Annotated in this window: 12 protein-coding genes; 5 read left to right on the top strand and 7 right to left on the bottom strand. The window is 46.7% G+C overall.

Features of this window, described 5'->3' with window-relative positions; genetic code table 11:
- Positions 1-88: 88 nt before the first annotated feature.
- The 5 genes from fldA to D0Y50_RS08375 all read right to left on the bottom strand — a co-directional run bounded on the left by fldA (position 89) and on the right by D0Y50_RS08375 (position 4,203).
- On the bottom strand, positions 89-613 hold the full coding sequence (gene fldA, locus D0Y50_RS08355; RefSeq protein WP_108566919.1) for a flavodoxin FldA: 525 nt from the start codon (positions 611-613) through the stop codon (positions 89-91).
- 29 nt (positions 614-642) lie between these two features.
- Entirely contained in the window at positions 643-861 is a 219-nt protein-coding gene (locus D0Y50_RS08360; protein WP_108566920.1) for a DUF2788 domain-containing protein, read from the bottom strand.
- Between the two features lie 82 nt (positions 862-943).
- Positions 944-1,729 carry an alpha/beta fold hydrolase gene (locus tag D0Y50_RS08365; protein WP_117316424.1) on the bottom strand — a complete coding sequence of 262 codons (786 nt, stop codon included), beginning with the start codon at positions 1,727-1,729 and terminating at the stop codon, positions 944-946.
- A 308-nt stretch (positions 1,730-2,037) separates the two neighbouring features.
- Positions 2,038-2,439, bottom strand: a complete 402-nt coding sequence (locus tag D0Y50_RS08370) for an H-NS histone family protein (protein ID WP_108566922.1) — start codon at positions 2,437-2,439, stop codon at positions 2,038-2,040.
- A gap of 117 nt (positions 2,440-2,556) precedes the next feature.
- A complete protein-coding gene (locus D0Y50_RS08375; RefSeq protein ID WP_108566923.1) occupies positions 2,557-4,203 on the bottom strand; it encodes an electron transfer flavoprotein-ubiquinone oxidoreductase in 1,647 nt (548 codons plus the stop codon).
- A gap of 288 nt (positions 4,204-4,491) precedes the next feature.
- Here D0Y50_RS08375 and D0Y50_RS08380 point away from each other — a divergent pair, with 288 nt between their 5' ends.
- Positions 4,492-5,244, top strand: a complete 753-nt coding sequence (locus D0Y50_RS08380; protein ID WP_108566924.1) for an electron transfer flavoprotein subunit beta/FixA family protein — start codon at positions 4,492-4,494, stop codon at positions 5,242-5,244.
- Positions 5,241-6,167: an electron transfer flavoprotein subunit alpha/FixB family protein gene (locus D0Y50_RS08385; protein ID WP_108566925.1), complete on the top strand. Its 927-nt coding sequence runs from the start codon at positions 5,241-5,243 to the stop codon at positions 6,165-6,167. The genes D0Y50_RS08380 and D0Y50_RS08385 overlap by 4 nt, the downstream gene beginning before the upstream one ends.
- A gap of 126 nt (positions 6,168-6,293) precedes the next feature.
- Here D0Y50_RS08385 and D0Y50_RS08390 read toward each other — a convergent pair whose 3' ends face one another.
- Complete coding sequence (locus tag D0Y50_RS08390) at positions 6,294-6,602, bottom strand: isoamylase early set domain-containing protein (protein WP_108566926.1); 309 nt, start codon at positions 6,600-6,602, stop codon at positions 6,294-6,296.
- Between the two features lie 275 nt (positions 6,603-6,877).
- Here D0Y50_RS08390 and D0Y50_RS08395 point away from each other — a divergent pair, with 275 nt between their 5' ends.
- The 3 genes from D0Y50_RS08395 (at position 6,878) to D0Y50_RS08405 (ending at position 12,091) form a co-directional block, all read left to right on the top strand.
- The gene (locus D0Y50_RS08395) at positions 6,878-8,107 is read left to right on the top strand and encodes an efflux RND transporter periplasmic adaptor subunit (RefSeq protein WP_117316426.1); all 1,230 of its coding nucleotides are present in this window, start codon (positions 6,878-6,880) and stop codon (positions 8,105-8,107) included.
- Positions 8,108-8,111: 4 nt separating this feature from the next.
- A complete protein-coding gene (locus tag D0Y50_RS08400) occupies positions 8,112-11,261 on the top strand; it encodes an efflux RND transporter permease subunit (protein ID WP_117316428.1) in 3,150 nt (1,049 codons plus the stop codon).
- A 467-nt stretch (positions 11,262-11,728) separates the two neighbouring features.
- A complete protein-coding gene (locus tag D0Y50_RS08405) occupies positions 11,729-12,091 on the top strand; it encodes a hypothetical protein (RefSeq protein WP_117316431.1) in 363 nt (120 codons plus the stop codon).
- 605 nt (positions 12,092-12,696) lie between these two features.
- Here the strand turns inward: D0Y50_RS08405 and D0Y50_RS08410 are convergent.
- Entirely contained in the window at positions 12,697-14,985 is a 2,289-nt protein-coding gene (locus D0Y50_RS08410) for a TonB-dependent receptor (RefSeq protein WP_108566930.1), read from the bottom strand.
- Positions 14,986-15,085 lie beyond the last annotated feature (100 nt).

The raw sequence follows: 15,085 nt of genomic DNA on the forward strand, positions 1-15,085 counted from the left end.
CCAACGCCTTGTGGTATAAATAAAAAAAGCTGCCATTTTGGCAGCTTTTTTCAGTATGTGCGCAGTGCAAATAACCCCACTGGCCAACTTAGGCTAGTTCAGCCAGACACAGCTCATCATATAACTGTTTACACCAGGCTTTTACACGCTCTTCAGTCAGTTCAGGCTGACGGTCTTCATCAATCCCCAAACCTACAAAGTGATCATCGTCCGCCATTCCTTTAGATGCTTCAAACTCATAGCTGGCGGTAGGCCATTGACCCACCAGAATTGCGCCTTTTGGCTCAACGATATCACGTATCATGCCCATGGCATCAAGGAAGTATTCGGCATAATCTTCCTGATCACCACAGCCAAAAATAGCCACGAGCTTATCGTTGAACTCCAATGCCTCAAGTTCTGGGAAAAAATCATCCCAGTCACACTGTGCCTCACCGTAATACCAGGTCGGGATACCAAAAATCAGCAAGTCATATTCCGCAATGGCTTCTTTGCTGCTTTTCGCAATATCAAATACATCGATAAGATGTTTACCCAGTTCTTTTTGAATCATTTTCGCGACATGTTCTGTATTGCCGGTGTCGCTGCCGAAAAATAGGCCAACAGTTGCCATATTCAACCTCTATTGTTTAACTGTTTTGCTTACAAGCCCGTACCTAACCAGAATACTTCAATCAGCCCTTTTGCTAAAAAGCCGAGGGCACCTGCACCCAATACTCCGTAAACCACTACTTTCCCAATCAGGGGAACATCGTTTTTCTTAAGTACGTCATGTACTGCCAAACCCATTAAGATAAACAAGCCTCCCAGGCCAACGTAAATCGAAACAGATTCAAATAACTCGTAACTGTTAGCGGGCATATACCCCATCCTAACTTGGCGTGACTATATCATATTCTATACGGCCGAGGCACAGAATACCGTTTAAAAAATACCGCGTTATTTAGTCCTGTCGGCGTAAAAAGCCTTCTACAACACTGTTAAACGCCGCTGGCTTCTCAGCGTGCAGCCAATGCCCTGTACCTTCTATGATGTGGGCCTTGGCGAGGGGAAAATGTTTAGCAATAGCTGCCTTATATTCACTTTGGATATAATCTGACTCACTACCCTTGATAAATAGGGTAGGTTTATTGAATTGCAAGGTGCTATCTGGCCATCCACGAATATTGTCATAGGCCTCACTGAGCCCTTCAATATTGAAGCGCCATTGCCATTGTTGTTGCGCATTCTGATACAGACTTTTTAGTAAAAACTGCCTTACACCAGGATTATCAACATACTCAGCTAATTGACTATCTGCTTGCTTGCGCTGTGTTATTTGTTCCAGGTCTACCGCTTTCAGCCCTGCAATAATCTCGTTATGTCGGGCGGGATAAGATACCGGTGCAATGTCAGCCACAATTAAACTGGCCACGTGCTCAGGATAATGTAAAGCATAAAACATGGCTGCTTTGCCACCTAGCGAATGGCCCAATAGGTGGTATTCGCGGGCACCAACGTGCAATAGCACCTGATTAACTTCTTCTACCGTATGCGATAAGGAAAACGGTTGTGCCCAGTCAGACTTTCCATGGTCGGGTAGGTCAATACTCAGTACATTGTATTGCTGGCTAAAATGCCGCTTGATTACTGCTAAATTGTCAAGGTTGCCGAACAAACCATGAATTAATATCAACCATGGCGCAGCGGGCGTGGCTTCTGCTGTTTCGTAATATAAACCTGTACTCATAACGATGTTCTTACCATTAATAATTGGCGCTGAATAAGTGTATTGAAAAAAGCAAAAAGGTGATAATAGCGCTTTAGATGGACAGCTATATAGCGCTAACAAAATTCGCTTTCAACAGCTTAAGCGTGAAATGCTACGCTGAATAAATAACTATGGGGATAGCATTATTTTAAACCAACGTTGCTTTTGCTCAAAGTTTGTCAAAAAACGCCAGCAACAAAAAAGCCGGCTTAAAAACACAAGTTTTTAACATCCGGCTTTAATTCAGCCTTTATACTTAAAGGCTGCAATACAGATAAAAGAAACTACTAAATAGAGTAGTCTTCTAACTTTTTGCCACTATCAATGGCTTCTTTAAATACTTTAGGCATTCTGCCAATACCGGTCCATTTATGTTCCTGGCCGGTTTTATCTGTCAGGATAAACTTAACGGGTCTTTTCTTACCTGTTTTACGAGGCTGCGCTTTTTGTGCAGGCGCAACTTCTAAATCACTTACATCAAGACCAGCGGCTTGTAATTGCTGTTGGATTTCAGCAATCTTAGCCAATTTTTCCTGTTCTTTTTCTTGATCTTCCGCCGCTTTTTCACGACGCTTCTCAATAATGTTGCCAAGTTTTTCCTGAACCGCTTCCAGTTCAGCAAGCGACAACTCTTTTACTGCTCCCTGTAAACGTCTTCCATGGGTTAAAATTTCTAAAAATTCGCTCATTTATTAACCTTACGTTTATTTATTACCAGCACTGAACACATCATAGTTAATTTCTTTCAAAAAAAAAAGCAGCGATACGCTGCTTTATTAATTAAAAACGAAAAAGAAAGATCAAATTCACATATTTGGGTAATTTGGCCCGCCAGTACCTTCTGGTGTGACCCAGCGTATATTTTGTGAGGGATCTTTAATATCGCAAGTTTTACAATGAATGCAATTTTGCGAATTAATTTGAAAATGCTTCTGTCCGGCCTCTTCAACTATCTCGTAAACCCCCGCCGGACAGTACCGTTGAGCAGGTTCGGCGTAGTTGGGCAAATTCACCTGAATAGGGATAGACGGGTCTTTAAGTTGTAAATGGCAGGGCTGGTCTTCTTCATGGTTGGTATTCGATAAATACACAGAAGATAGTTTATCAAAGCTGAGTTTCGCGTCCGGCTTTGGATAATCTATTTTGCTGGCTTTATCTATAGTGACCATCTGCGCATGATCCTGCGAGTTATCCATAAGCGTTCGGCCAAACATACTGCCACCAAAATAGTTTTGTTCTACCGTATTGTAGGCACCACCCCAGAAATTGCCGTATTTATGAATAGCCGGACCAAAGTTTCGCGAACTGTAGAGTTCTTCATAAAGCCATGACGATTTTAAATTTTCAGCAAACGCTTCCGGTGTTTTTTCCGGCGTTTCTTTTGCCAGTTCTGAGAAAACGGTTTCAGCAGCAATCATGCCGGATTTCATTGCTGTATGATTGCCTTTTATTTTCGCAAAGTTTAACGTGCCAGCATCGCAACCAATTAATAAGCCCCCGGCAAATGCCATTTTCGGTAACGAATTAAAGCCGCCTTTAGTAATCGCTCTGGCTCCATAGGAAACGCGTTTGCCATTGGTTAAATATTGACTGAATACAGGATGGTGTTTCAGACGTTGAAACTCATCAAACGGACTTAAGTATGGGTTTGCGTAATTCAAATCTACAATTAAGCCTACCAGTACCTGATTATTTTCAGCGTGGTACAGATAACTCCCGCCAGTGGCATCATTGAGTGGCCAACCAGCCGAATGGATTACCAGCCCCGGTTTATGTAACGCCGGGTCGATATCCCAAATTTCTTTAAAGCCGATAGCGTAATGTTGTTCACTTACATCGCTATCCAGATTGAATTTAGCAATGAGCTCTTTCCCTAAGTGACCACGTGAGCCTTCTGCAAATAACGTATATTTTGCGCGTAATTCCATACCCGGCATAAAGCCATCTTTTTGCTCGCCCGTGTGGCTGACGCCCATATCGCCGGTAATTACACCGCCGACACTACCATCTTCATTATAAATGACCTGGGCGGCGGGGAAACCCGGAAATATTTCGACCCCGAGCTGTTCTGCCTGCTCGGCCAACCAGCGGCACATATTACCCATAGAGACAATATAGTTACCCTCGTTATGCATAGTTTTGGGCGTCATCCAACCGGGGAGTTTACGCGCAGAAGTAGCGTTGTTTAGCAGGTATATTTCATCTTCTGTTACCGGCGTATTAAGGGGCGCTCCCCGAGAGCTGTAATCAGGGAACAACTCAGCAAGTGCGCGTGGCTCGAATACGGCGCCGGATAAAATATGGGCGCCCACTTCTGAGCCTTTTTCTACCACGCATACCATGAGCTCCTGGTCAGCTTCGTTAGCCAGTTGCATAAGTCGGATAGCAGCCGACAGTCCACTGGGTCCAGCGCCAACTATGACAACATCAAAGTCCATTGATTCACGTTCCATACAGGCTCCTTAAAAATTATCGTTATAGTGCACTATAGGTGAAACAAATAATGCGAAGTGTCAAAAACTTGTAAATTAAATGCTGCTTCGAAAGGTAATCCAGGTTGACGTTTACGTCAACAGGAAGTAGATTGCAAATAAGTTTACGTTAACGTAAAGGTTGTAACTATTCTTCGTCTATTTACGTTAATAAAGCGTAATAAGTCGAGACGAAGCGAGCGAATGTTTCGCTGATGATTTGGAACGAGGTGCTAAGACACCGGCAAAACTCACATCTTGAGGTAACCAATGAAAATACTTGTACCGGTCAAACGTGCCATTGACTACAACGTAAAAGTGCGGGTAAAGGCCGATAATTCAGGGGTTGATTTAACCAACGCCAAAATGGCTATTAACCCTTTTTGTGAAATCGCGGTGGAAGAGGCCGTGCGTTTAAAAGAACAGGGTATAGCTGAAGAAGTCGTAGTGGTTTCGGTAGGTGACAAAAGCTGTCAGGAGCAGATCAGAACCGCGCTGGCGCTGGGTGCTGACCGCGGTATTCAGATTGATACAGAAGAAAAGCTTGAATCCCTGCAAATTGCGAAATTACTCGCCAAGCTGGTAGAAAAAGAATCTCCAGGCCTGGTTATTCTGGGTAAGCAAAGTATCGATTCAGATAATAACCAGACCGGTCAAATGCTTGCTGCACTTACCGGTATGCCACAAGGAACGTTCGCCTCAAAGGTAGAAGTCAGTGAGAACAGCGTTAAGGTTACCCGGGAAGTTGATGGCGGATTGCAGACGGTCGCGCTCGACCTGCCCGCCGTGGTGACCACCGACCTGCGCCTGAACGAACCGCGCTATGCATCGTTACCCAATATTATGAAAGCAAAACGTAAGCCGCTGGAAGTAATCCCTGCAGCGGACTTTGGCGTCGATTTAACCTCCAAGGTTACCGTGTTAAAAGTCACCGCGCCGGCGCAACGAGCGGGTGGGGTGAAAGTTGCCAGTGTTGCAGAGTTAGTCGACAAGCTTAAAAACGAAGCGAAGGTGATTTCATGAGTGTTTTAGTTTATGCCGAACATGACAACCATCAGTTAAAATCAGAAACCGCGAAGCTGGTTAATGCCGCTTCTAAAATTGGCGGTGATATTCATGTACTGGTTGCAGGTAGCGGCTGTGAGGCCCTGGCGCAAGCCGCAGCAAAAATTGCTGGTGTAGCGAAAGTTTTGCTGGTAGACAACGAACACTTTTCCCATCAGCTTGCTGAAAATACAGCTGATCTTTTGGTAGAGATGGGCAAAGACTACAGCCACCTTATGGCAAGTGCTTCAACTACCGGAAAGAACTTTATGCCCCGGGTTGCGGCATTATTGGACGTAGCACAGTTATCCGACGTTATTGATATTATTTCTGCCGACACCTTTGTACGCCCTATCTATGCCGGTAATGCCATTGCAACAGTACAGTCGCAAGACACCATCAAAGTCATGACAGTACGCGCTTCGGCGTTTGACGCATCGCCTGAGTCAGGCGATGCGGCGGTGGCAACATTGGCCCTTGGGGGCGCGGCGAAAGGTGCACAGTTTGTAGCAGAAGAGCTTACCGAGTCAGCACGACCGGAACTGGGCGCTGCCGAGGTTATTATCTCTGGTGGCCGAGGCATGCAGAACGGCGAAAACTTTGCCCTGCTGGAAGGTATTGCAGATAAGCTTGGTGCAGCAATCGGTGCCTCGCGGGCTGCTGTGGATGCTGGCTTTGTTCCAAATGACATGCAGGTCGGCCAGACCGGTAAAATTGTTGCTCCGCAACTTTACATCGCGGTCGGGATTTCTGGCGCTATACAGCACCTGGCTGGCATGAAAGACTCTAAGGTCATCGTGGCCATCAACAAAGATGAAGAAGCGCCTATTTTCCAGGTCGCTGATTATGGCCTTGTAGGCGATTTATTTGAGATTCTACCTGAACTGGAAAAGTCACTATAGCTGCGGCTTTTGGTACCCTGGCGGCGTAAGTGCTGCCAGGGTTCCCGGATATTGAATGTAGCTTGCCAGTGGGGGAACGATCATACCCGCATTATCTATCTGTTTTGCAACACCGCACATTTGGCGTTACACACTTACCACCGAGTTATCTTCGTTACTGATAGGTGAACGCCGATAGCTGTCGGCTTCCCAATCGTTCTCCCAGCTACCATTGTCTAAAATATATCTGAAGGCGTAATCATTGTTGGTGGAAAGCTCCACGGTTTGCGTAAAATCACCGTTCTTTAATCTTTTCATTGGTTCTACGTTTTCATTCCATTGATTAAAGTCTCCTACCAGAATCGCCGAAGTGGCATCTCCTGCTTCCTTTGCTTTAAGTCGAAAGGTAACCTTGCAGACAGGTTTAGATTTAAGAAACTGCTTTTTCAGGCTCATGGTTGCTCTCGTTTTAGGTAATGGCTACTTCACTAAATTACGTTTAAAAACTAACCATATCAAGCATCCTGGGTAAATTTTCAGCAAGAAAGTGAGGGCGCTTACCCAGGGACTGGACGGGTACGCGGGCCAACACATATTTATTAACAGTTTTACACAAGCACTTCTTGATAAGACGCGTTACACTGCAATTATAAGACTATAAATAGACCATCTGCTAACGGTAACTTCTTGATAGTTAGGTTATTGCAGAGATTATTCTCAAAGGGAAAAGGATGAAAAACACCGCCTTGGCTAAAGCGGGTATACCGTTAATTATTGTGCTTATCGCGATTGTATTTACTGTCGTACTGGTTAAAAGTAAGCAACCCCCAGAAAAGCAGCCGACCGAAGTTAAAGCCTTTTTGGTTGATGCCGCGCCGGTCAGCCGGCAGACCGTAACCTTTAACGTTACCTCCCAGGGTAACGTATTACCCAGCCACAGTACTGAATTAAGCGCCCAGGTTAGCGGCAAAGTAGTCAGTATGGCCGATGCCTTTGTGGCGGGCGGCATGTTTAATAAGGGCGACGTGCTACTGACGTTAGAACAACAAGATTATGAAACAGAGTTGAGCCTGGCTGAAGCTGAACTAGCCCAGGCCCAAGCAGCATTGACAGAAGAGCTGGCAAGAGCGGAAGTCGCCAAAACGGAGTGGCGCTCAGTAAACTCGGTGGTGCCCCCTGAATTAGGGTTACGCAAGCCTCAACTGGCCCGCGAGCAAGCCAATGTTAAGGCTGCCAAAGCCAAATTGGAGCGTGCCAACCGTAACTTAAACCGCACTCAGATTCGGGCGCCGTACAATGGTCTGGTCGTGCAGCGTAATGTGGATATTGGCCAGTTTATCAGTATAGGTAGCCCGGTGGCCACAGTCTACAGCACTGACGTTGCTGAAATACGATTACCCGTTGCTGACAGCGATATGGCATTTATCGACCTGGCGCAAGGTATAGGGCAGCAGAACAATGTGACCTTGCAGGCCCGGGTGAACGGCAGTGTTCGCCAGTGGCAAGCTAGCCTGGTACGCAGTGAAGGGGTACTGGATGCTGCCAGCAGAGTAAGTTACCTGGTGGCTAGACTAGCCGATCCGTATCGCCGCGAAAGCAACCAAAATCAGCCCCCCCTGCGGTTTGGGCAGTTTGTTGAAGCCACTATATCAGCTGGCGAACAACGCTCGTTATTTGTGTTACCGCGCAGTGTGCTGCGACTTGATCAAACCATCTTAACGGTTACTCCGGATAACGAAATAAAAATCACCCCGGTAGAAGTAGCCCGCACTAATGCTGAGCAGGTTTATATCAGCGCTGGGGTTAAAGAGGGTGACAAAGTCGTGCTGAGCGCCGTACCCAACCCTTACAATGGAATGAAAGTTCGCTTACCAGATGAAGACGCCGACGCCCCTGCGAACACCAAGCCGGCGACCCAGGATGTTCCGAGCAAGGCTGACAACCTTGAGGTAGGGGAATAAGCTGATGAATAAAATAGATACGCAGAAAGGCCTTATTGCGTGGTTTGCCAGAAACAACGTGGCTTCTAATCTATTGATGTGGATTTTGCTGGTGGGCGGCATAGTAAGCGCGTTTACCATTCAAAAGCAGATATTTCCGTCTATTGAAATTAATGTCATCAGCGTACGGGTACCGTACCTGGGGGCGGCCCCACAGGAAGTGGAAGAAGGCGTATTACTTAAAATTGAAGAGGCAATTGAAAACCTCGAAGGAATTAAAAAAATTACCTCAACCGCGCAGGAAGGCATGGGCACGGTAAGTATTGAGGTTGAGGAAAACTATGATGTTCAGGAAGTACTGGACGAAGTAAAAGTACAGGTTGATGCGATACCCAGCTTCCCGGGGAATACCGAAAAACCTGTTATTTACCGCGAAAAAATTCAGTCTGATGTTATCTGGGTGTCGGTTTATGGCGATGCATCGGAACGTGAACTTAAAGAGTTTGCCAAAGGCATCCGCGATGATATTGCTAATCTCGATGGCATAACCAGTGTAACGGTGGTCGGAGCCCGCGACTATGAGGTCTCAATAGAATTATCTGAAGCCGACCTACAAAAGTATAACCTGACATTTTCTGAAGTTGTGAATATGGTCAGGCAATCAAGCGTGGACTTACCTGGCGGCTCTATTCGTACCCAAAATGGCGACATTTTGCTGCGCACCAAAGGCCAGGCTTACACTGGTTGGGACTTCGCCCAACTTACGCTACTTACCAGTAGCGACGGCACGCGTGTGCGGTTAGGGGATGTTGCCACCATAAACGATGGCTTCGTAGAAGATAACCGATTCGCGTATTTTGATGGCAAGCCTGCGGTAAGTATGCGGGTGCGGGCGGTAGGCGATCAAAGTGCACTGGATATTTCCACCCAGGTCAATAATTACATAGAACAACACGCCGCAGATTTTCCAGATCACTTAAAAGCAGATACCTGGGGCGATGTCTCGTTTTACCTCAAGGATCGCCTCAATATGATGTTGGAAAACATGGGCGTGGGGGCTTTACTGGTGTTTATTGTGCTGTCTTTGTTTTTACGGGTGAAGTTGGCATTTTGGGTTATCTGGGGACTGCCGGTGTGTTTCTTAGGGGCGATCCTGGCTATGCCAATGGAGTTTATTGGCGTATCGATTAACCTGCTGAGCTTATTTGCATTTATCCTGGTGCTGGGCATCGTGGTGGATGATGCCATTATTATGGGAGAATCGGCTTACACCGAAATCGACACCAAAGGCCATAGTACCGATAATGTTATTGCGGGGGTTCAGAAAGTCGCTATGCCAGCCACCTTTGGTGTGTTAACGACGATTGCGGCGTTTACCCCGATGTTAATGGTATCAGGCCCGTTCGGGGTGATCTGGAAATCTATTGGATGGGTGGTAATTATCTGTCTGATTTTTTCTTTAATTGAATCAAAGCTCATTTTGCCCGCCCATTTGGTGCACATGAAGCTTAAAAAACCAGACCCAACCAAACAAAATCGTTTTCAACGGTTTCGCAATATCTTCAGTGAAGGTCTCAAACGGTTTGTAACCCAACGTTATGCGCCATTTTTGGCCAAAGCAGTGCGTAACCGCTACACCACGTTAGCCACGTTCGTGGCGATGCTGATATTAACCATTGGCTTATTTGCCGGCGGTATAGTGAGGTTTGTGTTTTTCCCGGATATTCCTAGTGATTTCATGTCTGCCAGCTTTGAATTACAACCAGGCTCGTCTTTGGCTCAGCGGGACAAAGCGTTACAAGAAATGCTGAGTGCCATGAAGCGCATGGATAACAACATAACCGAGGAAACCGGCTCTGGCGTGGTAAAGCATGCCATTGCATTTGATAATGGCAACCTTGGCGGAGAGGTATTTGTAGAGCTCAGCAAAGGGGAGACACGTGAGCTGCCAGACTATGAGATACATCAGCGCTGGCGCGAGCAGATGCCTGAAATACCAGGCGTAAAAACCTTAAATATCGGCTCTGGAGACGGCTTCGGCGGACCGGATTTAAGCTTTGAATTTACCTCTGCTGATATTGATGCATTACAAGCCGCCGCACAGGCACTGAAAGACAAACTGAACGACTATGAAGGGTTAAGTGACGTGAATGACTCCTTCGCTGGCGGTAGCGATGAAATTCAGTTGTCGCTGACCCCCCAGGCTGATGCCTTGGGCGTCAGTTTGCAGCAACTTGGCCAACAAGTGCGGTACGGTTTCTATGGGGCGGAAGTCCAGCGTTTGCAGCGCGACGACGAAGAAGTCAAAGTTATGGTGAGATACCCTGAAGAAGCCAGAAATTCTATTGAGTATCTGGAAAATATGCGGATAAGGGCCCCTAATGGGGATGATATCCCCTTCGAAGAAGTGGGTAAAATAAGCTTGGGTGAAGGTTTTTCTTCGATCATTCGGGTAGATGGTAGCCGTTCCATTACGGTAGGCGCAAAAGTTGACAAAGCCTTGCTAGATCCCGGTGAGGTTACCCGCGATGTAGTGATGAACGTAGTCCCAGATATTATGGCTCGTTATCCGGCGGTAAATTTTCAGTTACAAGGCAATTCAAAAGAAGAGCAAGAAGCGATATTCAGTATGTTTCAAGGCCTGATGTTTGCGTTGTTTGCTATCTATGCATTATTGGCCGTGCCGCTGCGTTCTTATTCCCAGCCATTCATTATTATGGCGGTTATTCCATTTGGCGTGGTAGGCGCAATTGTTGGGCATCTGGTACTGGGAATGGCGGTCAGTTCACTGTCGTTGTGTGGAATCATTGCCCTGTCGGGAGTGGTAGTGAACGACAGCCTGATTATGGTGGATTTTGTTAACCGAGCCCGCGCAGAAGGACACCGGTTAATTGATGCTGCAATAAGCGCAGGAACCCAGCGCTTCAGGCCGATTATTCTTACCTCGTTAACGACCTTTATGGGCTTGATGCCGATTGTGTTTGAGCGTTCACTACAAGCGCAAATTGTGATTCCGATGGCTATATCGCTGGCCTTCGGGATACTGTTTGCTACTGTGATCACGTTATTACTGGTGCCCTCGTTATATCTTATTTTGGACGATATCCGGGGGTTATTCAGAAAACGACCCAAGCCTCGGCCCACGGATTTGCCGATAACCAGCAGCAGTCAATAAGCGCTACCGCTGGCTGAGTGGATAGTCAGCCAGCGGTCATTTAAAGCCACATTGAGCCGTTTATCAGCGCTCGGCATTATGGTGATTAACTATCTGCCTTGAAAAAATGGCCCCTCGAGGTATACCGCATTATTAATTAAAAAAAGGTGTTGCTCTGCGCTTTTGTGAGTGACCTAGAAGATAATATTTAAGTTAAACCGCCCCCCCCCCGTTTATTTACCTTAAATCGCTGTTACCGATGAAAAGAGATGGCGGTTTAGTGGTTGAAGCCTGCGTATAACCTATATTCCCTCGATTATAACCTCCCGATATCAGCCGGCCCCTGCCAGCGGCTGAAGCTGGGCGTCTTTTGCTATTTGAATCGCGGATACTGGCAACCCGCTTTGTACATAATTAATACAAAACGGTTGAATTATACGCATCCGTCATTATACTGTTTATATATACAGTGTTTGGTGGGGTAAGTAATGAGTACAGGTATTAAAGCGGTAGATAACCTTATTGTGCGCTATGGCATTCAGCCACAGCCCTCTATTTCGGATTTTCAGCGGGTCACCATACTAAATAGCCAAAACGCCTACGGTGCAGGTCTTGGGCTACCTTATTGTATGCAGCAAGCACTACAACGGGTACCAACCGCATGCCAGGTATTTTTACACCAATTTTATTTACCGTATCGCGCGCAGCGACTGGCAAGTTATTTGGTTACCGATGAAGGCCAGCTACTTGAACAAGTTTGGTATGTAAAAGACCACAAGTACCAAAATGCGGCCAGAATAATAGGTCGGCGGGTGATGAGTAGCTATCTGCAGCGTGCTAACGCCGCGTAACAGTTGCGATAACCCTAGTACTTTTAAAAAGATGCTTCACCATTTGTACAATAGGCTATGGGGCGTTCTTTTGTACCTGCATTAATCGTGAGAAAATTAAGCCACCGCTTTAGTGGGCAAAGCAGAACACGGGTATAGGTAAAAGCCTTTGGCATAAAAAGCATTTATTCAAAATAAGACCCGGGCCGAATAATCCCTAGGATGCGCGCGACTTAACTATTCCTAACCCACCTTACCCCGGCGGTTAATTATTGCAGACGTGCAAAGCACCGCCATATGCCATAGTACATCAAGCATTAGCTACACCGGCTTAAAGGCAGTCATCGCGTGCAGTGGTAGCAAACAAGGGGGGCATTAATATTATGGTTGCTTATCTAACCTCGGTTGGTTTTTTACGATAATCGAAGAGGGTAAATGCTTTTTGGGGTGGCTTTGAGTATAAAAAATCCCACTACCTGAAGGGAGTGGGATTACCGGGACGCCGTACTAGCGATTTACCGTGGAGTATCTGAGGTAAACCGCAAGTAGGGTGCGCCTGGCTTGTAGTTGCACATTTACCGCAGAGCCTGAACCAAATAATTTAAACCCTACAGTACGTTACGTAATTAATAAAAAGACACTTTAAGTTCAGCTCCCCAAATACGAGGTTCGTTCACTATGCCGGTCAGGTTATTGAAATCGATAGCACCTTTGACGTTGTCTTCATCGGTGATATTACGACCAAACAGCGCCACCGTATAACCGTGGGTAAAGTTTTCGTAACCTATGCGCAAGCCACCTTCAACATTGTCATCGGTGGTAAATTCAACCGCATCGTATAGGAACAGATTGGTTTCACCCTGGAACGCCCAGTCGGTGAATGCAAAAATTTCACCGTCGCTACCCATGGGTATAGCGTAACGGGCGGTAAAATTAAAGATGGATTCCGGAGCCTGAGGAAACGGGTTTCCATCAATATAAGCGGCGTAGCCATCAGGACGCGGATTGTTAACTGTACAGTTGCCTGCAAACGCAAAGTCGGGGTTAGCGCCACACGGTTGAACGGTTAACTCATCGTCTTTTATCTCAGTATGGTTATAGCTGTAACCCGCAGTAAGGGTAAGTGCTTCGGTGGCAAGCCACTGGGCGTCTACCTCAAAACCATACGCTTCACCCTGATCGGCATTCACCAGCGCAGTGAAGTTATTCCCGCCACCAATGGCAGATAGCTGCATGTCGTCTACCGTATAGTAAAATGCGGCTGCATTCAGGCGTAGTGTTTTATCTAACAGGTCAGATTTAACCCCCACTTCAAAGGAATTGATGGTTTCGGCTTCAGCAACAGAAGGCGAGCCTTCAAAGGCAACATCCCGGCCCTGGATGGTTTGCGCCCGAAAGCCATTGGCATAGCGAGCAAATGCTGAGATATCTTCAGTCAGGCGATAGTTAGCGCTTAACTCAAAGCTTACCTGTCCATCGTCCACATCTACCGGGGCATAGTCGGTGATCGTGGCATCGCCGGTAACCAGTGCAAAGCCATCTACATTCTGGTCGCCTACGCGTAAAGATTTATCGTCATAGGTGTAACGAATACCACCCGTCACGTTAAGCTTTTTATTCACCTGGTAAGAGGTTTGGCCAAAGACTGCCCACGTTGTGTTTTCGTGAAACACAGTGGTGGCACCATAATAACCGTCGAAACTGGTTACATTGAACGAAGAATCAAAAAAGAATGCTCCGGCCTGCCAACTAAGTGGATCCGTGGTGTTGCTGGCAAATCGGATTTCCTGGGTAAACTGTTCAAGATCGTCCATCTGATCTTTGGTTACCGCTGAAAAACCGATAAAACCCGGGCCTGAATCTAATCGGTTGCCAGACTCGTCTGCGACAAACCAACCGCCATCAACATCACCTAAACTAAAGCCTTCAGCGGTTTCTATCGCAGAGATAGAGGTGAGCTCAACCGCATCAAAGGCGTACGTCAGTTTTAGCGATGAGCCAAAACCATCGTATTCTTGGGGGTTATTGTCCGGGCCGTTTCCTTCCAAATCACCATCATAATAAACCGTTTCACGGTCATAATTCTGGTTTAGATCGTTGCTGCCTTTATCGAACACATTAGCCCGAAAGATAGATGCCGTACCTTCCAGTTCCCGCCCATGCACATTAAGCAAGGCTGAAAAGCGATCGTTTGGTTGATACAGCAACTGGGCACGCCAGGCTTTTTCATCAAACCCGCCGATAGCATCATCTTCGCCCGTGTAGGCGTTATCGATGTAGTCATCGCGCGTCTGCGATAATACCGAAATCCGGCCGGATAAATCATCGGTCAGACCGCCACCTACAGCACCTTCAAAGTTAATCGTGTTGTAGCTGCCATAAACTGCTTTACCGTAACCTTCAAAGTCCTGGCCCGGTTTAACCGTATCAAACTTTACAATACCCGCTGTGGTATTACGGCCAAATAGTGTGCCTTGAGGCCCACGTAGTACTTCAACCCGCTGGATATCGAACAACGGGAAGCTTTTCAGTACGACGTTTTCCATCACCACGTCGTCCATTACAATCGATACCGGTTGTGATGCCGCCAAATCGAAGTCGGTATTACCCAGCCCGCGAATATAAAAACGTGGCGCAACGCGGCCGTTAGATGATTCAGCGTAAAGCCCAGGTACGCGTACAGCCAGGGCCAGAATATCTTCGCCGCCGGCGAACAGGCTATCAAGCTTTTCGCCGCTTAACGTAGCAATGGAAAGCGGTACTTCCTGAATCGACTGGGTACGTTTTTGTGCGGTAACGGTAATTTGCTCAAGGCCCGGTTCTTTTGATTTTTTTTGTGTTTCCTGAGCCATCAGGGGCGCGCTTAGCGCAGTACTGATAGCCAGCGTAAGCAAGGCGATGCGATGTGTTTTCATGTGTCCACCAAGTGTGAAGGTAAAGGTTTTTAGTCATTATGTATGAGCAGTCTACTGAGGCGCTGCTTGCGGTTGCTCAGTTTACTTCATTTACAATTTT

The organism is Salinimonas sediminis (assembly GCF_003429285.1).
In the GTDB taxonomy this organism is placed as follows: domain Bacteria; phylum Pseudomonadota; class Gammaproteobacteria; order Enterobacterales; family Alteromonadaceae; genus Alteromonas; species Alteromonas indica.